Raw genomic sequence first — 25733 nt, 5'->3', positions numbered from 1 at the left:
GAGAACGACAAAGAAGAGCCAGAAGACAAGGACGATCCAGGATAGGCGCGTCAGTCGATCTAGTGCAGGACGTTATTGCCAGGCCGGACAGAAGCGAACTGCGGTGAAGCGGCATAGAGTTGCTGCAGTTCCGCTTCCAGTTGCTCGTTGACCATCAGCAAAGCCTTGAGCGCGCCGCGCAAGTCGCCATTGCAGGTCGCAATGATTTCGTCGATCAAAGTATCAGTGGGGCGGGGCGTCATAAAACTATCTCCAGTTCAGATCGTGGCGTCAGTCCGCCGCGTGATCATGGCGACAACCGGGCGGGAACAAATGCGTTCCTGTGGATAGCGTGGACAGTTCGGGAAGAGCCATTCGTCGCGACCGCCGTGGCAAAGCTGCAAAACGCCCCCATATCCACAAGATTGCTTCCCTCCACGGGCCTTTCCTCGGTGAGAAAATTTGTGATTGTGCTGCTCGCGCTGCTCGTCCTTCCTATTGTTGTGTCGGCGGCCAGGTACTGGATGGGGGACCGTTCGGTAGATTGGCAGAGCGCGGATCGTTCCAGCGCCGGCCTGTTGCCGCCGGCCGCGGCGCATCCCGAGGCGCTGGTGCGCGTCTTCGCGGCGCGGACCGTGCGCTGGCGCGGTATCTTTGCAGTCCATAGCTGGATCGTATTCAAGGAAAAGGGCGCGTCGCGCTATACGCGCTACGACTATACGGCGTGGGGCGAGCCCATTCGCCTGAATGGTTTTGCTGCTGACGGTCGCTGGTTCGGCGATGTGCCGACCGCCATCGCATCCGCCGATGGTGACGCGGCCACGGCGATGATCCCGAAGATTCAGACAGCAATCGCCGGCTACTCCTGGCGCTCATACGGCGATTATCGGGCCTGGCCGGGGCCGAACTCCAATACCTTTGTCGCAGCCATTCTGGCCGCCGTGCCCGAATTGCAGGTGGCGTTGCCGCCCACCGCCATCGGCAAGGATTTTCCCTACGCCGGCAATGCCTTTGGCTGGACACCCTCCGGCACCGGTGTGCGCGCTACGCTGGGCGGCTATCTCGGTGTCACCGCAGGCTGGGTTGAAGGGATCGAGCTCAATCTGCTCGGTGCCGTATTCGGTCTCGACATCCGCCGGCCCGCGATCAAACTGCCGGGCATTGGACGTCTTGGCGTCAGCGCGTAAGTGGCGCGCGGCGCGAAACCTTCAGGGTACCGTCGCGTAGCTGGATCGTGCGCAAAATTTCCCGGATATTGGCGATGATCTCGGTCACTGTGGTGGCCACACTATGCGTACTTGCCGTGGCTACGCAGGTCGGCGTGTTCGTATTCGAGCGCAGATATCTGCCAACGGGTGAGCTTGTCGATGTTGAAAGCGGCCGTCTGCATGTGGTGCAGGTCGGACCACGCGATGCATCCGGACCGCCGATCGTCCTCATTCACGGCGCTACGTCGAACATGGAGACCATGCGGCTGCCGCTCGGCAATATGCTGGCAGAAAAACACCGCGTCATCCTGATCGACCGTCCCGGCTTTGGCTGGAGCGCGCGTGACGATGTGTCGGACTCTTCTCCGGCGATGCAGGCGAGGATGATCGATGAAACGCTCGAGAAACTCGGTGTCGATCAGGCGATCGTCGTGGTGCATTCGCTTGCCGGCGCATTGGGGGCGCTGATGGCACTGGACTATCCGCAGCGTGTCGCAGGACTGGTCATGCTGGCGGGTGTCACTTATCCCTGGTCCGGTGGCGTTGGCATCTATAACACGGTCGTCACCACGCCGGTGATCGGCAAGCTGCTGGCCTATACGATCACGCTACCGCTTGGCTATTTTCTGACGAACATGGGCGGACGCGCAGTGTTTGCGCCGCAGATCATGCCCGAAGGCTATATCTCGCAGACGGCAACGCAGCTGGTGCTGCGGCCGCGCAACTTCCTCGCCAATGCCTGGGATCTGGTAACATTGAAGCCCGCCGTCGTGGCGCAGGCATCGCGCTATGCCGATATCAAAGCTCCGACCGTGGTGATCACAGGCTCTGCCGACACCATCGTATCGCCGGAGATTCATTCGCGTCAGTTCGCGAAAACCGTGCCGGGCGCCAAACTAATCGTGCTGCCGAACGTTGGTCACATGGTGCAAAACGCTGCACCTGATCTTATCATGAGGGAGATCGAGGGCATGATCTCGGCCGCTGACACAAAACCGAAGGCCGCCTTGCGCTAACCTCCCGTTCGATCGACTTCAAACCAAATTGAGGAGAATTGCATGACCACGACTTTCGGTTCGGCCAAATGGCAGGGTGGCATCAAGGACGGCAAGGGATCGATTTCCACCAAGAGCGGGGCGCTTGCCGATTATCCCTACGGTTTCGCCAGCCGCTTCGAAGGCAAGCCAGGCTCCAATCCTGAAGAACTGATCGGCGCGGCCCATGCCGCCTGCTTCACCATGGCACTGTCGCTGATCCTCGGTGAAGCCGGGTTCAAGGCCGACAATATGGAAACGAAGGCAGACGTGACGCTGGAGAAGCAGGGCGACGGTTTCGCCATTACCAAAGTGCACCTGACGCTCTCGGCCTCCATTCCCGGCGCTGACAAGGCGAAGTTCGACCAACTCACGGCGATGGCCAAGGCCGGCTGTCCGGTGTCGAAGGTGCTGAACGCGGAAATCACGCTCGACGCCACGCTGGTTTAAGTAGCGCAGACCTCATAGCCGTCATTGCGAGCCCTGACGAATTGCAAAGCAATTCGTTTGGGCGAAGCAATCCAGAAGCAACAAGCGAAGACTGGATTGCTTCGTCGCAAGGGCTCCTCGCAATGACGGGGAGAGATCAAAGGCTCCGCGTATGCTGGGAGAAACCGCGGTATGAACTACATATCCGCGTCGTTTGGCCCGACATAAGCGATGCGCACCATGTTGGTCGCACCCGGCGTGCCGAGCGGCACGCCAGCGACGATGATGATGCGCTGGCCGGCTTTGGCGAAGCCGTCACGGAAGGCGATGCGTGCGGCGCGGTCGACCATGTCGTCGAGGTCCTTCGCATCCTCCGCCACCACGCAGTGTACGCCCCACACGACCGAGAGCTTGCGACCGGCGGCGAGGTTCGGCGTGATCGCGACCACTGGCGGCTTCGGCCGTTCACGGGCGACGCGGACGGCGGTGGATCCCGAGCTGGTCCAGCAAATGATCGCAGACAGATCCAGCGTTTCTGCGATCTGTCGTGCGGCGTCCGCAATGGCGTCACCGGCGGTTGGTTCGGGCTCGGGGCGCTGGGCCATCAGCACGGAGCGATAGGTCGGATCGCGCTCTACTTCCTCGCCGATGCGGTTCATCGTCGAGACCGCTTCCACCGGGAATTTGCCGGCAGCGGATTCGGCCGACAGCATGACAGCGTCCGCGCCTTCATAAATGGCGGTGGCGACGTCGGAGACTTCGGCACGAGTTGGCACCGGGCTCTGGATCATCGATTCCAGCATCTGCGTGGCGACGACGACGGGTTTGCCGGCGCGGCGGGCCATGCGCGTCATGCGCTTTTGTAGACTTGGTACCCGTTCCAGCGGCAGTTCGACGCCGAGATCGCCGCGCGCCACCATCAGCGCGTCTGACGCTTCCAGAATGGATTCGAGGCGGTCGATGGCCTGCGGCTTCTCGATCTTCGACATGATGGAGGCACGGCCGCGCACCAGCCGCTTGGCTTCATGCACGTCCTCGGCGCGCTGCACGAAGGACAATGCGACCCAGTCGATGCTGGTTTCCAGCGCGGCCTCGAGATCGGCGCGGTCCTTCGGCGTCATGGCCGAGACCGGCAGATCGGTGTCGGGCAGGCTGACGCCCTTGCGGTCCGAGATGCGACCACCGACCACGACGCGGGTCAATGCGCGTTCGCTAGTGGTTTCCTCGGCAATCAGCCGCAGCTTGCCGTCATCGATCAGCAGCGCATGGCCGGGGCGAAGTGCTGCGAGAATTTCCGGATGCGGCAGGTGCACGCGGGTGGCGTCGCCGGGCGCGGGATCGGAATCCAGCACGAAGCTCTCGCCGTTCTTGAGCTGCACGCCGCCGTCGGCAAAGGCGCCGACGCGCAGCTTCGGGCCCTGCAGGTCGACCAGAATACCGATCGGGCGGCCGTAGCTGCTCTCGACATTGCGGATGGTCTTCACCAGCTCGCGCATCTTGTCATGCGGCGTGTGGCTCATATTGATGCGGAACACGTCGGCGCCGGCCTCGAACAGCTTGCGGATCATCGCGCTGTCCGAGGAGGCGGGGCCGAGCGTGGCCAGGATCTTGATGCGGCGTTGACGTCTCATTGTTTGCCTCCCGGCGGAACTGATGGCGGCAGGGTTGTTGACCCGCCCGGGGGCGCGCCGCCTGGCGTGTTGGGCAGATTGGGGAAGCCCGCACCGGGCGCACCTGGTGGTGGTCCGGTCGGCCCCGGAATGCCCGGCAGCTTCGGCGGCTGTTCGTTGGTTTCGGTCAGTTGCACCGTCCAGGCGCGCTGTTCGCCGGTATCGACCTCGAAAAAGCCGGTCCGGTCAAAGCCGCGCGCGAGGCAGTTTTCGGTGCCCTTGATGGTGAATTCCTTGTCGCGGGAGCACATGAAGGCCTGACCCGACCACTCACCGCCCCGGTCGTAGTCGAGTGCATAGATATAATAATACCGCGCAACAAGGGTTCCGCGCAGCAGGGTTTCGCAGGCGCGCGATGAGACGTTCCACCAGCCCTCGGTGGTCCAGCCTTCGGCATCCTTGTAGCCCAGCGCGATCCCGACCCGGCTCGAGGTGTTGTTGCACAGCCGGAAATCAGCCGCCGCAGGGCTCGTCCACAGGCACGACAAGGCCAGCGCCAACACCGGCAACAGGGCGGCGACGCGGACGCGTCGAAAAGGGCGGTGGCGGGAATCTGGTGCGATCATGCGGCGAAGCTATCTCAATTCATTGACGATTTCGCGTGACCCGACGGGCCTGTCAACGGTCACGGAACCAATTCTGCCCCGCCAGGCGGTTTGCGTTGTGATATGGCAAAATCTGTGACAGCGCCCATGTTACATGAAGACGACGGGCCGGTATCGGGTGCAACAGCGAGACCATTGATGGCGATAGACGACAAGATCCAGACCGAACTCGAGGCCGCCGCCTTTCGCCGGCTGGTTGACCATTTGCGCGGTCGCACGGATGTGCAGAACATCGACCTGATGAATCTGGCTGGCTTCTGTCGGAACTGCCTGTCCAACTGGCTGAAGGATGCCGCCGACGCCAAGGGCGTGGCGATGACCAGGGATGAGAGCCGGGAAGCGGTTTACGGCATGCCTTACGAGGCCTGGAAATCGCTGTATCAGGCCGAGGCCAAACCGGAACAAATTGAGGCCATGAAGAAAGCGCACAGCGGGCACTGACGATTTCTCGTCTTTTCAGGCATGAAATCAAAGCTGTGGGGGCGCTGTGGATGACCGCGATGGCGCCTTGACGCAAGGCGCTGTGGTCTTGAGTGTCATTTCCTTAAGATTAATGCGCGCATAACGCTGCGCACTTCAATCGATCCAACACCCTTCAAAACAACATCAGTTCCCAGGAGTTTTCGATGGCCACCTCTGCTGCGTCCGTGCTGGACGATCAGGCGACACATTCTTTCGCCAAGGATCAGCTCAAGGCTATCGTCGAGCGCATCGAGCGCCTTGAAGAGGAAAAGAAGACGATCTCCGACGATATCAAGGACGTCTATGGCGAAGCCAAGGGCAACGGCTACGACGTGAAGGCGCTGCGCACCATCATCCGCATGCGCAAGCAGGACGCCAACGAGCGTGCCGAGCAGGAGACGATCCTCGAGACCTATCTGCAGGCCCTGGGAATGCTGTGAGGCTGTTGGCCTCATTGCGATTACTGTCATCCCCGCTCAGCGTGCCAAAGGCGCGTGCAGAGCGGGGATCCAGGATCCACTGACTTTTCAATTTTCCTACTGACACCACCGCATACTGGATCATCCGCTTTCGCGGATGATGACAGGCTGTGTGGTTGGAAGACTTGAGTGCGCTCTTAGCGCAGCGACGCCGTGCGCAGCACGAATGCTGTCGTCGCGAGCGTCATGGCTTGTGCGAATGTTGCGATCAACAACGCGAAGCCAGTTGCAACAATTGACCTGATCATTCTGACCTCCCTTCCGCTGGGCAGAGGCGGCCGTTGGGCCGCCTCTTTTGGCCCTATCAAGTGAGGTTCTATTGACACATATACATCACGCCATCAGAGCCTTTGATCATGGTGCCGGGATCGCAGACAATGCCGTTGCGAGCCTTGTAGTCAGCCCAGCCGCTGTGGCCATACCACGGGCCGTCCGCGTAGTAGGCCTTCTGTAGGTAGAACGGCGTCGATTCGATTGGGCCGCCATAATAGGCGTTAGCTGCCAGCGCTCGGCTCCCGACATACGGCCTGTTGTAGTAAGGGCCGGTGCCCCAAGCTGGCGATGTTGCCGCGACGGCGGCTGCTGTGCCGACCAAAGCCGCGCCCGCGAGACCGGCGCCGACGACGCCCGCGCCGTAGCCGTACGCAGCCCGCCGGTTTTGTCGACGGGCAACACCCGCAACGCTGACGGGGGTAAGTGGGCGACCGACCCGAGCTTGGGCGCTCTCGACTGACAGTGAGACCCCGCTTTGTTCACACCAGCCAAAAGAAAGCAGCGTCGCGAACGTAAACGTCGAAGTCGCAATGGCAATCTTGCTGAGGCTTAACGGTTTCATGGAAACGTCCTCCAGTGACAACTGCCCCATTAAAAAGTGCGCCGCGGCGTTGGAGGAAGTGTTGCGCTAGATCAAAGTGTTTCAACGGATTACCAGCCCTGGATAAGGTAGAAACACTGACACGTTAGGGCTCTCCTGCTCGGAGACGTGCGATAGTCTTGCTGGGAAGCGCTGCACGCAACAGCGGTAAAATCGGAAGCAAGTCGCAGCCTGGAACGGATGTCGCCGATAACGCCGCGCTGACCTCGACCTCGGCAGAGATGTCCTTCAACGGCGGTTGGTCGTCGCTGCCACCTTCGATGGCGAATTCTCCGACATCAGCCGCAGCTATGCCGGCAAGGGTGTGATGCGTTACGCGTGGTAACGCCACGCGCGCTCGCGTCGCCGGCACCGGATCGTCGAATAAACATTGTCGGGCCAAGCCGGCCGTGACGTGGAGAGTGCCACGTTGTTTCAACGTGTTCGGCGCTCTTAGCGCAGCGACGCCGTGCGCATCACAAATGCGGTCGTCGCGAGCGACGCGGTCGCCGAGCCGGTGAAGCGGTCGCAGACCAAGCCGAGCTGCGGATCATCCGAGAACGTCATTGCCACCACCGCCTGCGGCTTGACGAAGTGCGCGCGCAGGATGGTCATGTCGCCGTCGCCCATCACCGATGCCGACATCGACGTGGTCGCGCTTGGCGCCAGGATCATCGCGCGCATCCAGACATGGTCATCGGGAATGGCGGCTGCGGTGAGGCGGGTCGCGACAGTAACGGCACTGCTCTGGCCCTGGGCGCCCTTCGCGACGACGGTCGTGATGTTATTCACCGCCATCGGGTTCTTGGCGACGGAGGCCGGACGCATGCTGCGCGGGATCGGCGCACTGGCGGCGACGACATTGGCGCGATCAACCGGGGAGTTTGCCGGCGGCGCGTAGGCCATGGCCTTGGCGAAACTGGACTCGCTCGCGGCCGGCTGCGGATCGACCACATTGGCCAAGGCCTGGCGGGCGGTGATCGCGGCGACCTGCTGCGGCGTGGCCTGCTTCGGCGCCGGCATGTCATCCCAGAAGCCGCGGGCATTGATGATATCGGCCGGCGTCTGGGGCCGGTTGTCGGCCTTCGCTGCAGGGGCGGGCGCGGGAATGGGCGCCTTCGGGCGCGGCAGCGGAACGGTCTCGGTGTCAGCGGAGGCCAACTGATAGGTCGCGGCTGCGGCCGGCTTGGAGCGCGGCATCGGAACGGGGTCCGAAGACTTCGCCTCAGCCTGCTTGGTTTCGGCCTGCTTCGTATCGACCGGTTTCGCAGGCAGCGCGGCGGCCATCATGCCCACAGGCGACGGCTTGGCGGGCGCGATCGCGGCGGCTGCGCTCTCGTCTTCGTCGTCATTCGACTTGCCGCCACGGAACAGCGAGGCGAACAGGCCGGGCTTGCTCTTGGCAAAAGCTGCGCTGTCGCCATCGCCGCGCTTCTCGATGTCAGCCATCGCCAGCTGATAGCCAGCCAATGGACGGCCGTCGGTGGGGAGATGCACGGTGCGGCCGTCGGGGAAGACGCGCGCCAGCTGGTCATGCGTCATGCGCGGCCAGTGACGGATGCTGCCGGTGTCGAGATGCACGAAAGGCGAGCCGGAGGTCGGATAGAAGCCGACGCCGCCGCGCTGCAGGCGCAAACCGGCGAAGCGGATCTTTTCCAGCGCCACGCCGGGAATGAAGAAGTCCATCGCGTGGCCGAGCATATGCTGACTGGCGCGGGCGACGCCGGAGGAGCGGCGGCGGAGCATGGCATTGGTGGCGGGAGAGCGATAGGCAGAGATGATCTGGATCGGCGCCTTGCCGTCGACGTCGCGGTAGACTTCCCAGAGGATGTCGAACAGGCGACGATCCATGTTGGTCTGGTCCTGGCTGCGCCAGTCGCGGAGGAAGTAATTGATCTTCTTCATCGCGTCGTCGTCGTAGCGGCCATTGCGCTTGAACGTGACGGTGAGGTCTTCGCCTGAATGGGTGTGGTGGAACGAGAGGGTGCGGGTTTCGTCGAGGGCGGTTGCGTTATGGACGGAGCTGGCACCTGCCATCAGCAGGACTGAAGCGAGGCCGGCATGAAAGCCAGCGCGCGATGTGCGCAATCTCGTTTTGCGTGCGAAACCGCTCAGCACGTATGAACCCACCCAAGTCGACAACTCTCTCGCTACCCCATGCGGCGACAGAGAGTGAACGCACTCTTAAAACGGGAGGGTTAACCGAGATTTACAACCCATCCCCCCAAGCGGGCTTTTCAGCCAGCCCTTAAACTTAACCCATTGAGTATGGCGAAAAATAGCCCGCTGCCGGGTTCCAGATGGACGATGGTTAATCCTGGGAGAGGGCGAAACGTAAAAAGGGCTCCACCGTAAGGTGAAGCCCTTGATATATCTTCCAAATCTTGGTGTCGACGCCGCGTTTAGCGAGTCACCGTCCGGCGCGGCCTCTGGCCGGGTGCCATCGGCTGTGGTGCCGGGGCACCGCCGCCGAACAGGCGCTCGAAGAAGGACAGGCCGCCATTGCTGGCCATGCGCGAGCCGTTGTCGTTGAAGGCTACGCCCTGCGGGATATCCGCGCGCGGGCGCGAATAGCTCGGCTGGGCCCGGGCGACAACCTGCTCCAGATCCTTGTTCTTGCCGCCGCGGAGCAGCTGCATCATCTGCGCGTCACGGCCGTAGATGTCCTTGCGCAGCTGCAGTTTGCCGGCGTCATCGACGAAGGCAGTCTGGTAAGTGATGTTCACCGGGATCGGCGTCGGGAATTTAAGGTCGATCTCGCTGCGGCCATACATGCCGCGAACCTTCTCCGGCGTGTAGTGCTCGTTCGGCATCGTGATGTTCAGCAGCGTCGCGGCATACTGATCCGGATTCTGTACGCGCATGCAGCCGTGGCTGAAGGCGCGCTCGTCGCGGCCGAACAGGTTCTTGTCCGGTGTGTCGTGCTGATAGACGAGGAACTTGTTGGGGAAGTTGAAGCGGATCCGGCCCAGGGCGTTGGCTTCACCGGGGGGCTGCGCAATGTGGATGCTGCCGTCGGCGTTGCGCGTCAGCTTGAGACCCATGCGGTCAAGCACCGTCGGGTCCTGCTGCAGGGCGGGCAGGTATTCGTTGTAGATGATCGACGGCGGGACGTTCCAGGTCGGGTTGACCGTGATGTACTTCATCGTCTCGGTCAAAAGCGGCGTGGCGTGATTGCCCGGCTTGCCGACGACGACGCGTGTGGTCCAGACCTGCGCACCGTTCTGCATCACCTTCAACGTATAGTCGGGGATGTTCAGGATCACATAGGCGTTGCCGATCGCAGATGCACCAAGCTGACGCGGCAGCCAGCGCCAGCGCTCCATGTTGACCAGCACCGTATCGATGTGGCGATCGCGCTTCGGCGAATTCATCGCGCGTACGGTGGCCTCGTCGAGCACGCCGGTGGCCTTCAGATCGTTGCTGGCCTGATACTTGCGAACGGCGTCCGCAACAGCAGCATCGTATTTGGTGTCGGCCGGATTCTCGACGTTGAGGCGAGCGCGCAGCAACGGCACGCGCGGGTCGTCCATCACGGTCGGATTCGGGGTTTTCTTCGTGGCCTTGGCGAAACGCAGAGCCGGGCCTTCGCCAATGGGCTGTACCGGCGTTGCGGTTTCACCGCGCAGTTCAGCGAGCTTCTTCTTCAGCTCCTGATAGCCCTTGTGCGGCGGGTTGTAGGCGTCGAGGGCTGCCGAAGCGTTCTTCGCCGTCGAGATATTGGCGAGAACTTCCGCCGGATCGGTCGGATGCTCCGGATACAGGATGTCGCCGGTCACCTGCGACCAGTGCATGCGGCCGCTCTGTGCCTGGCGGGCATAGTCGAGCATGCTGGCGGTGAGCTTCAGCTCGGCTTCGGCGAGCGCATCGGGCGAAGTCGCTGCGGCAAAATCCGGCACTGGATAATCGGCAGCGTCGAGGCCGTCAGAAGCGGCGTCCTTGAGGCGCGCAATGACGCCCTTGGCGGCAGCGGTCGTTGCGCCGCCCTGGGTCCAGATCGGTGCGAAGTCACGTGCGGTGTAGAACTTCTCGACCGCGGCGCGCTCGCCCTTGCGGTCGAAATAACGGGTGGCCTTGGCGCCGAACATATCGCGCAGTTTCTCGGCGACGGGCTGATCGCTGGACGCAACGGTGGTCGCGGGTTTGGTGATGTCCTTCGCGACGTCCTTGGCGGGGGCAGCGGCAGGGGGTGCAGCAGGTGCAACAGCGGTGGCGGCTGGCGGCGCTGCTGCGGCGGGCGCAGTGGCAGCCTCGCTCGGCTTCACATCCTCAGGTGCTTTCGCCGCCTCGGTTGCCTTTGGCGTATCGGTCGAGGTCGAGCCGATGGTCTTCTCGGACGCCCGGGTTGCGTCGGGCACGGACGCGGTGGTCTCGGCCTTGGGTGCATCAGCCTTGAAGTCGGCGGCGGTCGGCGGGGCTACGTTGGCGGGTTCCGGGCGCGGCACCGCAGCATCGATAGCGAGTTCGGAGACACTGTCGCGAGGTGATGTGCTCTGGGCAGCAGCGGCAGCGGAGACCGTCAGGAATGTTGCAGCCACGGCCATCAGCACGCGGTCAAATCCGGAACAGCCCTTCGAATAGTCTCGCATTCTCGCACCTCATTGGGTGAGCTGCTCCGTCATGGAACAGTTCTAGTCTGACGTCACCAGCTTCGGCTGAAGCAGTCGCGTTGTTGTCTGCTCGCTCCGATTCAGAGCTCTTTAATATGCAGACGATACACGCGCCCGGCACAAGCGCTAGCGCTTGTCGGACAAGTCACAACAAACTGACCTCAACCTCCCCGGTTTGCAACGCAAACCGGGGTTTCACCGATGCTTTTGGCTTTGTGTGTCACCAGACCGCAACGGTTCAAGTTCCGTAGCGATCGCAACAACATGTTCAATCGCGTGCGAGGCGAGAAGTTCAGTTCGACGATGCGGAATCTGCAATCGATGAATCCTTCTCCGCTGCCTCATCGAGCTTGCGGTAGAGGGTCGACCGGCCGATCTTGAGACGCCGTGCGACTTCCGACATCTGGCCGCGATAATGCGCAATGGCAAACCGGATGATCTCGGATTCGAGATCTTCCAGTGGCCTTACTTCGTTCTCGGCTGTCAGCATGGACAGGCTTCCAGCGGCGAGGGATATCGGGGCTGCGTCGATGCCCGGTACCATGGTCGGCGCCATCGTGTGGAAGACGGGGTCTACAATCAGCGGCGCAGCCGTCGATGCAGCGATCGATGGAGCGTGCGCGGTCGTTTGCGGGAAGTCGGCCAGTCCGAGTTGATCGCCTTCGCTCATCACCACGGCGCGGTAGACGGCGTTTTCCAGCTGCCGGATATTGCCCGGCCAGTCGAGTTGCGTGAGCATCGTCATGGCGTCGCCGGCGATGCTGGTAATCGGTTTGTTCTCCTCGGCGCAGAAGCGCGCCAGGAAATGTCGCAGCAGATATGGAATGTCCTCGCGGCGCGCCCGGAGCGGCGGCACCGTCAGCGGCAACACATGCAGGCGATAGAACAGGTCTTCGCGGAATTGCCCGGCTTTGACGAGATCGAGCAGCTTGCGGTTGGTGGCCGAGATGATGCGGACATCGACCTTGACCGGCTTGCGCCCGCCCACGGCCTCGACCGAACCTTCCTGAAGTGCGCGCAGCAGCTTCACTTGTGCCGATAGCGGCAGCTCGCCGACTTCGTCGAGAAACAGCGTGCCGCCGTGAGCCTCGACAAACTTGCCGAGATGCCGGTCGGTGGCGCCGGTAAAGGCGCCCTTCTCGTGGCCGAACAGGATCGACTCCACGAGGTTGTCGGGAATGGCGCCGCAGTTCACGGCGACGAATGGTTTGCTGCGGCGCTCGCCTGAGCCATGAATGGCGCGTGCGATCAATTCCTTGCCGACGCCGGACTCGCCTTCGATCAGCACGGGAATCGTGGAAGTCGCCGCCTTGCGTGCGGTGTGCAGCACGGCGTCCATGCCGGCATTGCGGGTGATGATGTCGGCAAAAGTGAGCTTGCCTTCGCGGCTGTGCCTGATGCGCTGCAATTCGCCTTTTAACGCGCTGGTATTGAGCGCATTGCGCAGGCTCACCTGCAGACGTTCGACGCCGACAGGTTTGACGACGAAATCATGCGCGCCGGCCCGCATGGCGGATACAACATTCTCGATGCCGCCATGGGCGGTCTGGACGATGACGGGAATGCTGAGGCCGCCATCGCGGATCTTGTCGAGCACGCCCATGCCGTCGAGGCCGGGCATCATCAGGTCGAGGACCAGCGCGTCGATCGAGGGCGCTTCGGGATCGATCAGCCGGGCCACTGCAGCGTCGCCGCTATCGACCGTGATGGCCTCATAGCCGCAGCGCTGCACCATGTTTTCGAGGAGGCGGCGCTGGACGGCGTCGTCATCGGCGATGAGGATTCGTTCGGCCATGGCAACTCCAGAGCGGGTATGTCCCGATTTGAGCCACCATGGCGATCAAAGCCTTAATGCTTTCATAACACCGGGGCGAGGTAAGCGGTCGCATAGGGCCAAACTTCGCGGGTGCCGCGATAGATCATGTCGCCCGCCACGTAGAGAATGATGGCGAGGCCGACATAGGCAATCCAGCGATGCTTCTGCAGCAGCTTGGCGATGAATGAAGCGGCGAGACCCATCAGCGCGATCGACAGCACTAGGCCGAAGATCAGGATGGCCGGGTGTTCGCGCGCCGCGCCGGCAACCGCGAGCACGTTGTCCAGCGACATCGAGACGTCGGCGACGGTGATCTGCCAGATCGCCTGACCCAGCGTCTTGCGCGGGCCGTTGGCCGTGCCGTCGGCATTGAGCTGGTTCTCAAGCGCGTCGAGATCGTGCTCATGCCCGGCGCGCAATTCGCGCCACATCTTCCAGCACACCCACAGCAAGAGAATGCCGCCGGCCAGAAGCAGGCCGATGATCTGCAGCAGTTGAACGGTGACGCTGGCGAAGCCGATACGCAGGATGGTGGCGGCGACGATGCCGATCAGAATGGCTTTGCCGCGCTGTTCCTTGGGGAGGCCGGCGGCCGCGAGGCCGATCACGATGGCGTTGTCGCCGGCGAGAACCAGATCGATCATCACGACCTGGAAAAGTGCAGTCATAGCTTCAGCGGTGAAGAACTCTGTCATGTGGGCCACTCCGTATGAACGTCCAGTCCGACATCACAGTTCGGGTGAACTGCCAGAGGGGCCCGGGCCAGGACGTGCTTGTTAAAAGTCGTACTTTGCAAACATGCGGGTTTGATCCCGCGGTTGATCCGATCCGTTACTCGGGTTGATCCGAGAGGGTGACGAGCCGAACCATCTGGTCGGGCTCAATGAAGAAACTGATTCCGACCCCGATGAAGGTCAGGACGCCGGCGACATCGAACCAGGTTGCGCGTCGCGCGAGACTTCGCGGAAGCAACGCGCCACCGGCCATCAATGCTGCAAGTGCGAATAGCAGGGTGGCGACCATCGGCGCCAGCGCGTCGAGCGAGACAAATGCGCGCAAGGCCAGTGCCGCGGTCAGCGCCAGCAGAAGGCTTGCGGCAAACAGCTCCTTGACCCGGTGAGGGGCAGGAGGCGCATACTTGCAGTCGATGCTGTTGCGATCCGTAAAGGCCATCGTTGTCCCGTCGGGTATCGTTTCATCCCGTCCGCAACGTTCTTGCAGCTCGATAGTCGTGCTACGGGAAGTCGTCAGTTCTTTAATTCGTATTGGATAGTTTCGTAATCATGAAACGTGGCGAAAATCAAGGGGATTTCGCTGGAGTGCAGCGCGGCAAAGTCTTGCCGGAAGCGCGGCAGTTGCGAAAACAGGCTGGGGATTGGCTGAAAGCGCGACGCGCGGAAGCCGGGTTGTCGCAGGTCGATCTCGCCGCAAAACTCGGTCTCAAATATTACACGTTCATCTCGCAGGTTGAGAACGGCTTCAGTCGGGTGCCCACCGAAACGATGGAAGCATGGGCCATTCAGCTCGGTCTGGAGCCGGCCGCCTTCGCAAAACATTTGCTGGTCTATTACGAACCGGAATTGCACCGGCTGCTGTTTGGAGCACCCAAATGAACGTCATCGCATTTCAGCGCAAATCGCTGCAGGGCGCGTGGAGCGAGACCGAGCTCGCCACGCTTGCCGACACGATCAATCTCGGGCATCGCGGCCGCGAATGGGAGACTGGCATTACCGAGAATGGCGATGCGCAGCTCTATCTGCTGGGACCGCAGCCGGAACAGTCCTGCGAATTGTGCGTATCGCGTGTGGGTGGCCGATATATTCTCGAAGACGGTACCGGCCGCCTGTTGTTCGAGCATCGCAGCTTGCCGCTGGTGGCGGCGCATGCCCGCACTGCGCTGCGCGGGACGCGATGGTGGCTTGTCGCACGGATTGTCATGGTGTGGTGTACGATTCGCCATATGATCAATGACGAGATCGAACCCTTGATGATCGAGGGCGAAGAACTGCTTGTCCATTTCGCTCCGCAGCTCGCTGCTTTCGTGTGACGGCTGCACCCAACCGAAAGTATTCATGACGAAATCTGCGACCGCCCGAACCGCCAGGCCTTCTCGAAAGACCGCTTCCCGCAAAACTGTTTCGCGCAAATCCGCTCCGGCCAAGAAAGCGGTGAGCAAGGTGGCGTCGAAATCATCGGCCAAATCGCCGGGAAGCAAGCTGCCGGAATGGAATCTTGCGGATCTCTACACGGCCATCGATGCGCCGGAGATTGCCGGAGATCTCGACAAGATCGACGCCGAATGCGCGGCCTTCGAAGCCGATTACAAGGGCAAGCTCGCGGAAGAGACGGCCAAGCCCGGCGGTGGCGTGTGGCTCGCGGGAGCTGTTCGCCGTTATGAAGCGATCGACGATCTCGCAGGGCGGCTCGGCTCCTATGCCGGCCTCATTCATGCCGGCGACAGCGTCGATCCGGCGATTTCGAAATTCTATGGCGACGTCTCCGAGCGCATCACCGCGGCGTCGGTGCATCTCTTGTTCTTCAGTCTCGAACTTAACCGCATCGATGACGCCGTGATCGAACAGGCGATGCAGACGCCGGAGCTTGGCCACTATCGGCCGTGGATCGAAGACAGCCGCAAGGACAAGCCCTATCAGCTCGAAGACCGCGTCGAGCAGCTGTTTCACGAGAAGTCCCAGACGGGTTATGGCGCCTTCAACCGCCTGTTCGACCAGACCATCGCGGGGCTTCGCTTCAAGCTCGGTGGCAAGGACCTGGCCATCGAGCCGACGCTGACCATGCTGCAGGACCGCGCGCCGGCCAAACGCAAGGCGGCCGGGCAGGCGCTGGCGAAAACCTTCAAGGCCAATGAGCGCACCTTCGCGCTGATCACCAATACGCTGGCCAAGGACAAGGAAATCTCAGACCGCTGGCGCGGTTTCCAGGACATTGCGGATTCCCGCCATCTCAACAACCGCGTTGAGCGCGAAGTCGTCGATGCACTGGTCGCGTCCGTGCGCGCGGCCTATCCACGGCTGTCGCATCGCTATTATCAATTGAAGGCGCGCTGGTTCGGCAAGAAGAAGCTCGCCCATTGGGACCGCAACGCGCCGCTGCCATTCGCACCGACCGGCACGATTCCGTGGTCGGACGCGCAGGACATGGTGCTATCAGCCTATGGCGCGTTCTCACCCGACATGGCGAATATCGCCAAGCGCTTCTTCACCGATCGCTGGATCGATGCGCCGGTGCGGCCGGGCAAGGCGCCCGGTGCCTTCTCGCATCCGACCACGCCCTCGGCGCATCCCTATGTGCTGATGAACTATCAGGGCAAGCCGCGCGACGTGATGACGCTCGCCCATGAACTCGGTCATGGCGTGCATCAGGTGCTTGCGGCGCGCAACGGCGCGCTGATGGCGCCGACACCGCTGACGCTGGCCGAAACCGCCAGCGTGTTCGGTGAAATGCTGACCTTCAAGCGGCTGCTGTCGCAGACCAAGAGCGTCAAGCAGCGCCAGGCATTGCTCGCGGGCAAGGTCGAGGACATGATCAATACCGTGGTGCGGCAGATCGCGTTCTATTCATTCGAGCGCGCTGTTCACACCGAGCGCCGTCACGGCGAACTCACCGCGCAGCGGCTCGGCGAGCTTTGGCTCAGCGTGCAGACCGAAAGCCTCGGGCCCGCGATCGAGATCAAGCCGGGTTACGAGAACTTCTGGATGTATATCCCGCACTTCATCCATTCGCCGTTCTACGTCTATGCCTATGCTTTCGGCGATTGCCTCGTGAACTCGCTCTATGCGGTCTACGAGAACGCTCAGGAAGGTTTTGCCGAGCGCTATCTTGCGATGCTCGCTGCCGGTGGCACCAAGCATTATTCGGAGCTGTTGAAGCCCTTTGGTCTCGACGCCAAGGATCCGACCTTCTGGGATGGCGGCTTGTCGGTCATCGCCGGGATGATCGATGAGCTGGAGGCGATGGGGTAGACGCCCCCTCGCTTCAATTCGACAGGGCGAAAAATTAGGCAGATGCAGTCATCCACCGGCCTGATGCACTGCGGTATGCAAAACCCGCCGTGGTATGCCACGAACCGTTGCTCTCCCTATTCAATTGCGCTAATTCCGTGGCAACATACGAAAGTACGAGGCGGGAGACCCTGATGTCCGATCACAGCGAAGTCGCTTACACCACGGCCGATGGCAATGACTATCCGGCGCATGAGCAGACCTATGAGGGTTTTCTTATGTTGGTGAAGTGGGGCACCATCGGCGTCGTCGCTATCGTGGCCCTGATGGGCATCTTCCTCACCTGATCTATCGCCGATTGCGCCGCCCGGTTCGGGTGGCGTCCTGTCCTGTTTGCTCACGCGCGGGCCATGCGCCGCCGGAGGCCCCATGAAGATTGCCGTTGCCAAGGAAATCGATCCGTCTGAACCGCGCGTGGCGATCTCGCCCGACACGGTGAAGAAGTTCAAGGCGCTCGGCGTCGATGTGGCGATTGAGCCGGGAGCGGGCATCAAGTCCGGCCTGCCGGACCAGGAATTCACTGCTGTCGGCGCCACAATCAGCGCCGATGCGGTGAAGGACGCCGACATCGTTATCAAGGTAAAGCGTCCCGAGGCGTCCGAGCTCGCTGGCTACAAGCGCGGTGCGCTGGTGATCGCGATCATGGACCCCTATGGCAACGACGCCGCGCTGAAGGCCATGGCCGATGCCGGCGTGTCGGCGTTTGCGATGGAGCTGATGCCGCGCATCACCCGCGCGCAGGTGATGGACGTGCTGTCGTCGCAGGCCAATCTCGCCGGCTATCGCGCGGTGATCGAGGCTGCGGAATATTTCGGTCGCGCCTTCCCGATGATGATGACGGCGGCTGGTACGATCCCGGCGGCCAAAGTGTTCGTGATGGGTGTCGGCGTCGCCGGCCTGCAGGCAATCGCCACCGCGCGCCGTCTGGGCGCCGTGGTCACCGCGACGGACGTGCGCCCTGCGACGAAAGAGCAGGTCGAGAGTCTCGGCGCGAAATTCCTCGCGGTGGAAGACGAGGAATTCAAGAACGCGCAAACCGCTGGCGGCTATGCCAAGGAAATGTCCAAGGAATATCAGGCCAAGCAGGCCGCGCTCACTGCCGAGCACATCAAGAAGCAGGACATCATCATCACCACCGCGCTGATCCCGGGCCGGCCCGCGCCGCGCCTCGTCACCGCCGAGATGGTCGCGTCGATGAAGCCGGGTTCGGTGCTGGTCGATCTCGCCGTCGAACGCGGCGGCAATGTCGAGGGCGCCAAGCCCGGCGATGTCGCTGACGTGAACGGCATCAAGATCGTCGGCTTCACCAATGTCGCAGGCCGCGTCGCCGCCTCGGCGTCCAGCCTCTATGCGCGCAATCTGTTCTCGTTCATCGAGACGCTGGTGAACAAAGAGACCAAGTCGCTCGCCGTGAACTGGGACGACGAGCTGGTCAAAGCCACCGCGCTGACAAAAGACGGCGCCGTCATCCATCCGAATTTCCAGCCGAAGACCGCTTAAGGAGCGCTGCCATGGATCATGCTTCACTGGTCAGCCCGTTCGTCTTTCAGCTCTCGATTTTCGTGCTCGCCGTGTTCGTCGGCTATTTCGTGGTGTGGTCGGTGACCCCCGCGCTGCATACGCCGCTGATGTCGGTGACCAACGCGATCTCGTCGGTGATCGTGGTTGGTGCGCTCCTGGCAGTCGGCGTCAAGCTGGCGGGCAGCGGCGGTGTGCTCGCCCGTGGCTTCGGCTTCGTGGCACTGATCTTCGCCTGCGTGAATATCTTCGGCGGCTTCCTGGTCACCCAGCGAATGCTCGCAATGTACAAGAAGAAATCAAAGTGAACGGCGTGCACCTCAAGGTGACGAATGTGATGGGGGCCTGAGATGAACGCCAATCTATCTGCACTTCTTTATCTGGTTGCCGGCGTGCTCTTCATCATGTCGCTGCGCGGCCTGTCGAGCCCGGCTTCGAGCCGCCAGGGCAACTTCTTCGGCATGATCGGTATGGCCATCGCCGTCGGCACGACGCTGGCCGCGCATCCGCCAGCCGATGCGCTGGGCTGGATCCTCGTGATCCTTGGTATTGCCATCGGCGGCGGTATCGGCGCCGTTATCGCCAAGCGCGTGCCGATGACCTCGATGCCCGAACTGGTCGCTGCCTTCCACTCGCTGGTCGGCATGGCCGCGGTGCTGGTCGCCGCCGGTGCGTTCTATGCGCCGGAAGCCTTCGGTATTCTCGATCCCGCGACCAACAAGATCGTCTCGGCGAGCCTCGTCGAAATGTCGCTCGGCGTCGCCATCGGCGCGCTGACTTTCACCGGCTCGGTGATCGCCTTCGCCAAGCTTTCGGGCCGCATGAGCGGTGCGCCAATCATCCTGCCGGCGCGGCATATCATCAATATCGCACTCGGCCTCGCGCTGGTGTTCTTCATCTACGGTCTGGTGCGGTCCGGCTCGGCGGTCGATTTCTGGGTCATTACCGTCATCGCGCTGGTGCTCGGCGCGCTGCTGATCATTCCGATCGGCGGCGCCGACATGCCGGTCGTGATCTCGATGCTGAACTCCTATTCGGGGTGGGCCGCTGCCGGCATCGGCTTCACGCTGGGCAATTCGGCGCTGATCATCACCGGCGCGCTGGTCGGCTCATCGGGCGCGATCCTGTCCTACATCATGTGCCACGCGATGAATCGTTCGTTCATCTCGGTCATTCTCGGCGGCTTCGGCGGCGAGACCGCTGCCGCCGGTGGTGGCTCGGGCGAGCAGAAGCCGGCCAAGCTCGGCTCGGCTGACGATGCGGCCTTCATCATGAAGAACGCGCAGAAGGTCATCATCGTGCCCGGCTATGGCATGGCGGTGGCGCAGGCGCAGCACGCGCTGCGCGAAATGGCCGACACGCTGAAGAAGGAAGGCGTCGAGGTGAAATACGCCATTCACCCGGTGGCAGGCCGTATGCCCGGACACATGAACGTGCTGCTGGCCGAAGCCAATGTGCCTTACGACGAGGTGTTCGAACTCGAGGACATCAATTCGGAATTCGCCCAGGCCGACATCGCCTTCGTGATCGGCGCCAATGACGTCACCAACCCGGCGGCGGAAGAGGACAAGACCTCGCCGATCTACGGCATGCCGGTGCTGCAGGTCTGGAAGGCCGGCACCGTGATGTTCATCAAGCGCTCGCTGGCCTCCGGCTATGCCGGCATCGATAACCCGCTGTTCTATCGCGACAACACCATGATGCTGCTGGGTGACGCGAAGAAGGTGACGGAGAACATCGTCAAGGCGATGTAAGTCGTTCGCACGGACTGGATTAAAACGCCCGGCCAAAAAGCCGGGCGTTTTTTGTTTGGAAAGTCAGCTCGCGGCGGCTTCTTTCGGCAGGCGATACAGCGCGCAGAGCTTGTTGCCGTCCGGGTCGCGGAGATAGGCCAGATAGAGCTTCATGCCGCCTTCGCGGATGCCCGGCGGCTCTTCGCAGGTGGTGGCGCCGTTGGCGATGCCGGTGGCGTGCCAGGCATCCGCCTCTTCCTGCGAATTGGCGATAAAGCCGATAGTGCCGCCATTGGCTGGCGTGGCGGGCTCGCCATTGATCGGCTTCGACACCGAGAACGTACCGGTCTTGGTCCGCCAGAAAATCCTGTGACGATCGACCGCGCCGGGCGCGACACCCAGCGTGCCGAGCAGCTTGTCATAAAACGACTTCGCGGCTTCGAGATCGTTGGTCCCGATCATGACATGTGAAAACATCTCGCTTCCTCTCCCGGTTTCTTGCAAACTCACCTTTAGGTGATACGCAACTATACGCATCATACGCCGTTTGGCGAGACGGCGTGACGCTGCCGCGCAATCGGTCATGTGAATCTGCAATGGTGACGTGTCGCTTGCTGCCGAAGCTGTTTTCAATCGGGACACTTGCTTGATGTCAGCTCATCCCATGCCCAGATCGTCCTGGATTTTCCCCACACTGGCCGTTCTGCTTTTTATCGCGACGTCGATTCCTTCGCTCGGGATCGGCTTCACGGAGACGCCTGCCGGCATCGGGTTCGCGGCTGTTCTGCTGGTCATCCTGTTCGGCACGGTGTTCGCCGCCGTGCATCATGCCGAAGTCATTGCACACAAGATCGGCGAACCGTTCGGTACGCTGTTGCTGACGCTGGCCGTGACCATCATCGAGGTGGCGCTGATTGCCACCATCATGCTTGGCGACAAGTCCGTCCCGACGCTGGCGCGCGACACGGTCTTCGCCGTGGTGATGATCGTTTGCAACGGGTTGATCGGCATCTGCATCCTGGTCGGGGGCTTGCGTTACCGTGAGCAGGATTTCCAGATCACCGGGTCGAATATCTATCTCAGCGTGCTGATTGTGATGGCGACGATCACGCTGATCCTACCGAATTACACCCTGACCACCCCGGGACCTTTCTACTCGAACGCACAGCTCGCTTTTGTCAGCGTTGTCACCATTATGCTCTATGCGGTGTTCCTCTACACACAGACCATCCGGCATCAGGATTACTTCGTCGCTGACGGGAATGACGAAGGCGATGCAGGCGGGCATGTTTCCAACCGTTTTCTGGCCGTCAGCGCCGTTTTACTGTTGGTCTCGTTGCTGGCGGTGGTGTTGCTGGCGAAGAAATTCTCGCTGGTGGTGGATGCCGGCATCGAACGGGTCGGTGCGCCGGAAGCCTTTGCCGGCATTCTCGTGGCGCTGCTGATCCTGCTGCCGGAAAGCGTCGCCGCCATTTCTGCCGCGCGTGGCAACGATCTGCAGAAGAGCATCAATCTGGCACTCGGTTCATCGCTCGCCACCATCGGACTGACGATACCTGCGGTTGCGGTGGCGGCCTATGCGTTAAACAAGGAACTCGTGCTCGGTCTCAGTGCGCAGAAGATGGTGCTGCTGGTGATGACCTTCGTGCTGAGCATGCTGACCTTTGGCACCGGGCGCACAAACATCCTGTTCGGGCTGGTCCATTTGGTGGTGTTTGCGGTATTCATCTTCATGGTGTTTGTGCCGTGACCACTTTGGAGAATGAGACGATGCTCGCTGCCCAGTCCGACGTTCAGCAGGACACGCCCGAAGTTCGCGTGACCGAATGGCGGCTCGCGCCTGGCGCGGCGACTGGTCGCCACACTCACGGGATGGACTATGTGATCGTGCCGATCACCACCAGCGTGATGACCATCGTTGCGCCGGACGGCACCCGTTCGCAGGCGCCGATCACGACCGGCAAATCCTATTTCCGCAAGGCCGGCGTCGAGCATGACGTTCTGAATGAAACCGACAAGGAAATTGTGTTCCTCGAGGTCGAGGTTAAGAAAGCTTAACCTTATCCACCTGGAGCGGCTGCCGGTTCGTTGTGCTTAGCCGGCTCGGGACCACCTGAAACAATTCAATGCGACGGATTGGAACTTTGCCTTCGATCCGTCGCGATTGATCCCTGAATCAGCCTCAAATTCCCAGCATGAAGCAGCTTGGGGAAGAGGCCGGTCTATGCTGCAGAAATATCTCTCGAAGTTCACCATCGATATCTTGCCGTCGATCCTGGCGACGATCGTGGGTGCTTATATCGTCAATCACTACATTATCCCGAAGGCGAACCCGGATCGACCTGCTGCAGCTGTCGCATCGACGCCTGCGGATTCGAAGCCTGACACCAAGGCAGCGACAGCCAAGCCCGCCGAGAATTCTGCCGACCTCGCCAATCTGCCTGAACCGGCCCCGGCCAAGGCCGGCGACAAGCCGGTGGTCGACAAGGCCAGTGTCGAAAAGCCCGAGACCGCCAGTGCTCCTGAGGCGCGCCGCCATCAGCCGGCACCGCGCGAGAAGGCTGCCGCCAAACCCGCGCCGGCTCCGGCCACTCCTGCGCCCGTCCTTGCCACCGTGGGTACTGCGCCGGCGGCAAATGCCAGTGCTGATGAACGTCGTGACGCCAACGATCTCGCCCGTGCCGCTATCGAGCGCTTGAACCGCAGCGAGCCGCGGGCGCAGGAAGTTGCCCGCACGCCTGAGCCCCCGCGCGCTCCGGAAGCACCGCGGGTGCAGGAAGCGGTACGGACGGTGGCGCCTCCACCGGTACAGCAGCCTCCATCGGTGCAGCAATTGCCGCCGCCGATTGTTGTGGCAACGCCGAGCGTCGAGAAGTTCGATTCCACGCCTTCCCAGGCAGAGCGCTCGGAATCGCGGCGCATTCGCCCGCCTGGTGAAATTCCGACACCGCAGCCGGTGGACCTGCAGGCCAATGCCGTTGGCGAACCGCGCTCGGAGCGCACCAACGTGGCCGAAGATGTGCTGTCTGCGGCGAAGTCGGTGTTCAATTCGGTGATCCCGCGCCCGTTCGAGCGGTAAGGGAGATATGGCTTCTCCGCGCGTCGCTCTCACGCATGCAGGGCGACGCCATATTGCTATCACCCTGATCCCTGCCAGCTTTAGCTAGCCTGCGCGTCCACCCGTGCGGGCCAGGCCGCTCCGCGCCGCATCGTCCTTCGGGCGCAGCGCGACAGCGCGGCTGTAGGAGTCCGCAGCCTTGGCCCTGTCACCAAGCTTCTCATAGGTCGCGCCGCGGGTAAGCCAGACCTGCGCATTGCCCGGAGCCACCTGCGAAGCCTCGTCGAGATCCGCTGCGGCTTCCTGGTTTTTGCCGAGGGCGAGATAGCATTGCGCGCGGCCAAGCAGCGGATCGGCCTGCTGCGGCGTCAGGCCGTTGGCTGACGTAAAATCCGCGATGGCGAATTCATATTTCTTCTCGGACTGATAGAGCATCCCGCGTTGGTAGAAGGTCTGCGCACTGTGCGGATCGAGGTCGAGTGCCTGATTGAAGGCCAGCAGCGCGTCGTCGGGCTTGCCGGACTGTGCGAGCGCCTGCGCGCGTGCAGCGTGGATTTGCGCATCCTGCGGATTGGTCTTGCCGGAATTCGCTGGCGACGCGGGCGCCAGGGCCGTCGTCTTCGGTTCGTCCTTGTCAGACCCCGGTGTCAATGACGACAGGTTGAACGAGCATCCGCTGCCGCACAGACCCGCAGCGACAAGGGCAAGCGCGACAAGGCCGCGGGCGCCGAAGCGGGACGAGGACTTGCGGACGGGACATTCCATGCAGGGCAAATCTCACGCAGCGACCAATGACCCATTGGTAGCGCGACATCGGGCAAAATGCACCCGGTCGAGACCAGTGCTCCCAAGGGAATGGTTCGCGCAAAAAGCAACTGCGCAAAAAAATAACGCGGGCCTTGGCCCGCGTTATCGAACTCGAATGATGAAGCGAGCTTAGCGCGGTGCGCGCGGAGCAGCGCCTGCGCCGGGACGGCCGCCACGCTCGGCGCCAGGACCCGCGCCGAACACCGGCTTCGGCTTCATCGGCAGCAGGCCTTCGCGCTGCAGTTTCTTGCGAGCCAGCTTGCGTGCGCGACGCACAGCTTCAGCCTTCTCGCGAGCCTTCTTCTCAGAGGGCTTTTCGTAATGACCGCGGAGCTTCATCTCGCGGAAAATACCCTCGCGCTGCATCTTCTTCTTCAGCGCCTTGAGAGCCTGGTCGACGTTATTATCGCGAACGAGAACCTGCACGCGGCATCCTCTTTTCAATTGGTCGGATTTGAATTTCGGTAAAGTGAAGGGCCGACAAAGGCCATGCCCTTAACCTCAAGGGCGCCGATGTACCAGATGAAATGGCGAATGTCCACCTTCCGGCGCCGTCATTTTAACCTTCCGGGCCGGGAGAATAGCCTGTTTTTCCGAATTTTTTCGAGTGGGGATAGGGCAGGTTCCCTGTCTCGACAGGTATTGGAGCACGGACGCATAATTCCCGTGGCGACTCAGCCGGGACGCCGATTACGACCGGAGAGCATTATGAATGGGAAAAAATACGCGGCCGAGCTGATCGGCACCTTTTGGCTCACATTTGCAGGCTGCGGCAGCGCCGTCATCGCGGCAGCATTTCCGCAGGTCGGTATCGGTCTCGTCGGCGTTTCGCTGGCCTTCGGCCTCAGCGTCGTGACCATGGCCTATGCCATTGGCCACATTTCGGGCTGCCACCTCAATCCTGCGGTCACCGTGGGCCTTGCAGCGGGCGGACGTTTCCCCACCGGCCAGATTCTGCCTTATGTGATTGCGCAGGTCGTCGGTGCGATAGCGGGGGCGGCCGTGTTGTATGTCATCGCTAGCGGCGCTGCCGGTTTCGACCTTGCCAAGGGCTTTGCCTCGAACGGTTACGGCGATCATTCGCCCGGCAAATACAGCATGGTGGCGGGCTTCATCATGGAAGTGGTGATGACCATGATGTTCCTGTTCATCATCATGGGTTCCACGCACGGCAAGGCGCCTGCGGGCTTCGCGCCGCTGGCGATCGGGCTTGCGCTGGTGATGATCCACCTTGTCAGCATTCCAGTCACCAACACGTCGGTGAATCCGGCGCGCAGCACCGGGCCGGCATTGTTTGTCGGTGGCTGGGCACTGCAGCAGTTGTGGCTGTTCTGGGTGGCGCCGCTGGTTGGCGGCGTTCTCGGCGGCGCGATCTATCGCTGGCTGAGTGACGAGCCCGCTGGTGTAGTGGAAGGCAAGGCGGCCAGCTGACGAATGAGGAGGCGAAGCC

At 62.0% G+C, this 25733-nt stretch carries 28 protein-coding genes; 16 read left to right on the top strand and 12 right to left on the bottom strand.

The features are described from left to right. Positions 1-59 precede the first annotated feature (59 nt). Positions 60-242, bottom strand: a complete 183-nt coding sequence (locus AB8A27_RS20820; RefSeq protein ID WP_441243550.1) for a hypothetical protein — start codon at positions 240-242, stop codon at positions 60-62. A 204-nt stretch (positions 243-446) separates the two neighbouring features. Here AB8A27_RS20820 and AB8A27_RS20815 point away from each other — a divergent pair, with 204 nt between their 5' ends. The 3 genes from AB8A27_RS20815 to AB8A27_RS20805 all read left to right on the top strand — a co-directional run bounded on the left by AB8A27_RS20815 (position 447) and on the right by AB8A27_RS20805 (position 2671). Then, positions 447-1166, top strand: coding sequence for a DUF3750 domain-containing protein (locus tag AB8A27_RS20815; protein ID WP_441244971.1), 720 nt, complete (start codon positions 447-449; stop codon positions 1164-1166). Between the two features lie 74 nt (positions 1167-1240). Next, entirely contained in the window at positions 1241-2203 is a 963-nt protein-coding gene (locus AB8A27_RS20810; RefSeq protein ID WP_441243549.1) for an alpha/beta fold hydrolase, read from the top strand. A gap of 42 nt (positions 2204-2245) precedes the next feature. After that, positions 2246-2671 carry an OsmC family protein gene (locus AB8A27_RS20805; RefSeq protein ID WP_441243548.1) on the top strand — a complete coding sequence of 142 codons (426 nt, stop codon included), beginning with the start codon at positions 2246-2248 and terminating at the stop codon, positions 2669-2671. 176 nt (positions 2672-2847) lie between these two features. Here the strand turns inward: AB8A27_RS20805 and pyk are convergent, their stop codons facing one another. Both pyk and AB8A27_RS20795 read right to left on the bottom strand, forming a co-directional pair. Then, positions 2848-4281, bottom strand: coding sequence for a pyruvate kinase (gene pyk / locus AB8A27_RS20800; protein WP_441243547.1), 1434 nt, complete (start codon positions 4279-4281; stop codon positions 2848-2850). Beyond that, positions 4278-4886 (bottom strand): DUF1036 domain-containing protein, encoded by a 609-nt coding sequence (locus tag AB8A27_RS20795; RefSeq protein ID WP_441243546.1) that lies wholly within the window; start codon positions 4884-4886, stop codon positions 4278-4280. Before AB8A27_RS20795 ends, pyk begins: the two co-directional genes overlap by 4 nt. A gap of 177 nt (positions 4887-5063) precedes the next feature. Between AB8A27_RS20795 and AB8A27_RS20790 the strand changes: the two genes are divergently transcribed. Together AB8A27_RS20790 and AB8A27_RS20785 are read left to right on the top strand one after the other, a co-directional pair. Then, positions 5064-5366, top strand: coding sequence for a DUF1244 domain-containing protein (locus tag AB8A27_RS20790; protein WP_441243545.1), 303 nt, complete (start codon positions 5064-5066; stop codon positions 5364-5366). Between the two features lie 185 nt (positions 5367-5551). Beyond that, positions 5552-5827: a DUF2312 domain-containing protein gene (locus AB8A27_RS20785; RefSeq protein ID WP_068728829.1), complete on the top strand. Its 276-nt coding sequence runs from the start codon at positions 5552-5554 to the stop codon at positions 5825-5827. A 355-nt stretch (positions 5828-6182) separates the two neighbouring features. Here AB8A27_RS20785 and AB8A27_RS20780 read toward each other — a convergent pair whose 3' ends face one another. The 6 genes from AB8A27_RS20780 to AB8A27_RS20755 all read right to left on the bottom strand — a co-directional run bounded on the left by AB8A27_RS20780 (position 6183) and on the right by AB8A27_RS20755 (position 14318). Beyond that, positions 6183-6701 carry a hypothetical protein gene (locus AB8A27_RS20780; protein ID WP_441243544.1) on the bottom strand — a complete coding sequence of 173 codons (519 nt, stop codon included), beginning with the start codon at positions 6699-6701 and terminating at the stop codon, positions 6183-6185. A gap of 471 nt (positions 6702-7172) precedes the next feature. After that, the gene (locus tag AB8A27_RS20775; RefSeq protein WP_441243543.1) at positions 7173-8837 is read right to left on the bottom strand and encodes a DUF882 domain-containing protein; all 1665 of its coding nucleotides are present in this window, start codon (positions 8835-8837) and stop codon (positions 7173-7175) included. 284 nt (positions 8838-9121) lie between these two features. After that, positions 9122-11308: a L,D-transpeptidase family protein gene (locus tag AB8A27_RS20770; protein ID WP_441243542.1), complete on the bottom strand. Its 2187-nt coding sequence runs from the start codon at positions 11306-11308 to the stop codon at positions 9122-9124. A gap of 313 nt (positions 11309-11621) precedes the next feature. Beyond that, positions 11622-13124: a sigma-54-dependent transcriptional regulator gene (locus AB8A27_RS20765; protein WP_441243541.1), complete on the bottom strand. Its 1503-nt coding sequence runs from the start codon at positions 13122-13124 to the stop codon at positions 11622-11624. 62 nt (positions 13125-13186) lie between these two features. Next, positions 13187-13840: a TerC family protein gene (locus AB8A27_RS20760; protein WP_092145758.1), complete on the bottom strand. Its 654-nt coding sequence runs from the start codon at positions 13838-13840 to the stop codon at positions 13187-13189. Positions 13841-13976: 136 nt separating this feature from the next. Further along, positions 13977-14318, bottom strand: coding sequence for a hypothetical protein (locus AB8A27_RS20755; protein WP_441243540.1), 342 nt, complete (start codon positions 14316-14318; stop codon positions 13977-13979). 146 nt (positions 14319-14464) lie between these two features. Between AB8A27_RS20755 and AB8A27_RS20750 the strand changes: the two genes are divergently transcribed. From AB8A27_RS20750 to AB8A27_RS20720, 7 genes are all read left to right on the top strand, one after another. Next, a complete protein-coding gene (locus tag AB8A27_RS20750; protein WP_441243539.1) occupies positions 14465-14758 on the top strand; it encodes a helix-turn-helix domain-containing protein in 294 nt (97 codons plus the stop codon). Then, complete coding sequence (locus AB8A27_RS20745; RefSeq protein ID WP_441243538.1) at positions 14755-15192, top strand: hypothetical protein; 438 nt, start codon at positions 14755-14757, stop codon at positions 15190-15192. The genes AB8A27_RS20750 and AB8A27_RS20745 overlap by 4 nt, the downstream gene beginning before the upstream one ends. A 25-nt stretch (positions 15193-15217) precedes the next feature. Continuing rightward, positions 15218-17128: a M3 family oligoendopeptidase gene (locus AB8A27_RS20740; RefSeq protein ID WP_441243537.1), complete on the top strand. Its 1911-nt coding sequence runs from the start codon at positions 15218-15220 to the stop codon at positions 17126-17128. 173 nt (positions 17129-17301) lie between these two features. Then, positions 17302-17454: an aa3-type cytochrome c oxidase subunit IV gene (locus AB8A27_RS20735; protein WP_092145749.1), complete on the top strand. Its 153-nt coding sequence runs from the start codon at positions 17302-17304 to the stop codon at positions 17452-17454. An 82-nt stretch (positions 17455-17536) separates the two neighbouring features. Further along, a complete protein-coding gene (locus AB8A27_RS20730) occupies positions 17537-18667 on the top strand; it encodes a Re/Si-specific NAD(P)(+) transhydrogenase subunit alpha (protein WP_092145747.1) in 1131 nt (376 codons plus the stop codon). Between the two features lie 11 nt (positions 18668-18678). Further along, the gene (locus AB8A27_RS20725) at positions 18679-18993 is read left to right on the top strand and encodes a proton-translocating transhydrogenase family protein (protein WP_092145745.1); all 315 of its coding nucleotides are present in this window, start codon (positions 18679-18681) and stop codon (positions 18991-18993) included. A gap of 42 nt (positions 18994-19035) precedes the next feature. Continuing rightward, complete coding sequence (locus AB8A27_RS20720; RefSeq protein ID WP_441243536.1) at positions 19036-20439, top strand: NAD(P)(+) transhydrogenase (Re/Si-specific) subunit beta; 1404 nt, start codon at positions 19036-19038, stop codon at positions 20437-20439. Positions 20440-20502: 63 nt separating this feature from the next. On the opposite strand, the gene AB8A27_RS20715 is transcribed toward AB8A27_RS20720, so the two are convergent. Then, entirely contained in the window at positions 20503-20895 is a 393-nt protein-coding gene (locus tag AB8A27_RS20715) for a VOC family protein (protein WP_441243535.1), read from the bottom strand. A gap of 172 nt (positions 20896-21067) precedes the next feature. Here AB8A27_RS20715 and AB8A27_RS20710 point away from each other — a divergent pair, with 172 nt between their 5' ends. The 3 genes from AB8A27_RS20710 to AB8A27_RS20700 all read left to right on the top strand — a co-directional run bounded on the left by AB8A27_RS20710 (position 21068) and on the right by AB8A27_RS20700 (position 23497). After that, complete coding sequence (locus AB8A27_RS20710) at positions 21068-22168, top strand: calcium:proton antiporter (RefSeq protein WP_441243534.1); 1101 nt, start codon at positions 21068-21070, stop codon at positions 22166-22168. Positions 22169-22188: 20 nt separating this feature from the next. After that, a complete protein-coding gene (locus AB8A27_RS20705) occupies positions 22189-22476 on the top strand; it encodes a cupin domain-containing protein (RefSeq protein WP_092146189.1) in 288 nt (95 codons plus the stop codon). Between the two features lie 166 nt (positions 22477-22642). Further along, positions 22643-23497, top strand: a complete 855-nt coding sequence (locus AB8A27_RS20700; protein WP_441243533.1) for a hypothetical protein — start codon at positions 22643-22645, stop codon at positions 23495-23497. Positions 23498-23581: 84 nt separating this feature from the next. On the opposite strand, the gene AB8A27_RS20695 is transcribed toward AB8A27_RS20700, so the two are convergent. Both AB8A27_RS20695 and rpsU read right to left on the bottom strand, forming a co-directional pair. Beyond that, entirely contained in the window at positions 23582-24241 is a 660-nt protein-coding gene (locus AB8A27_RS20695) for a tetratricopeptide repeat protein (protein ID WP_441243532.1), read from the bottom strand. A 171-nt stretch (positions 24242-24412) separates the two neighbouring features. Beyond that, a complete protein-coding gene (gene rpsU, locus AB8A27_RS20690) occupies positions 24413-24709 on the bottom strand; it encodes a 30S ribosomal protein S21 (protein WP_149532746.1) in 297 nt (98 codons plus the stop codon). Positions 24710-24991: 282 nt separating this feature from the next. On the opposite strand from rpsU, the gene aqpZ reads away from it, so the two are divergent. Then, on the top strand, positions 24992-25714 hold the full coding sequence (gene aqpZ / locus AB8A27_RS20685) for an aquaporin Z (RefSeq protein WP_441243531.1): 723 nt from the start codon (positions 24992-24994) through the stop codon (positions 25712-25714). Positions 25715-25733: the final 19 nt, after the last annotated feature.

Origin of the sequence: Tardiphaga sp. 768_D3_N2_1 (assembly GCF_052076105.1) — a bacterium.
In the GTDB taxonomy this organism is placed as follows: Bacteria; Pseudomonadota; Alphaproteobacteria; order Rhizobiales; family Xanthobacteraceae; genus Tardiphaga.
This window is presented reverse-complemented; position numbering and strand designations above follow the sequence as displayed.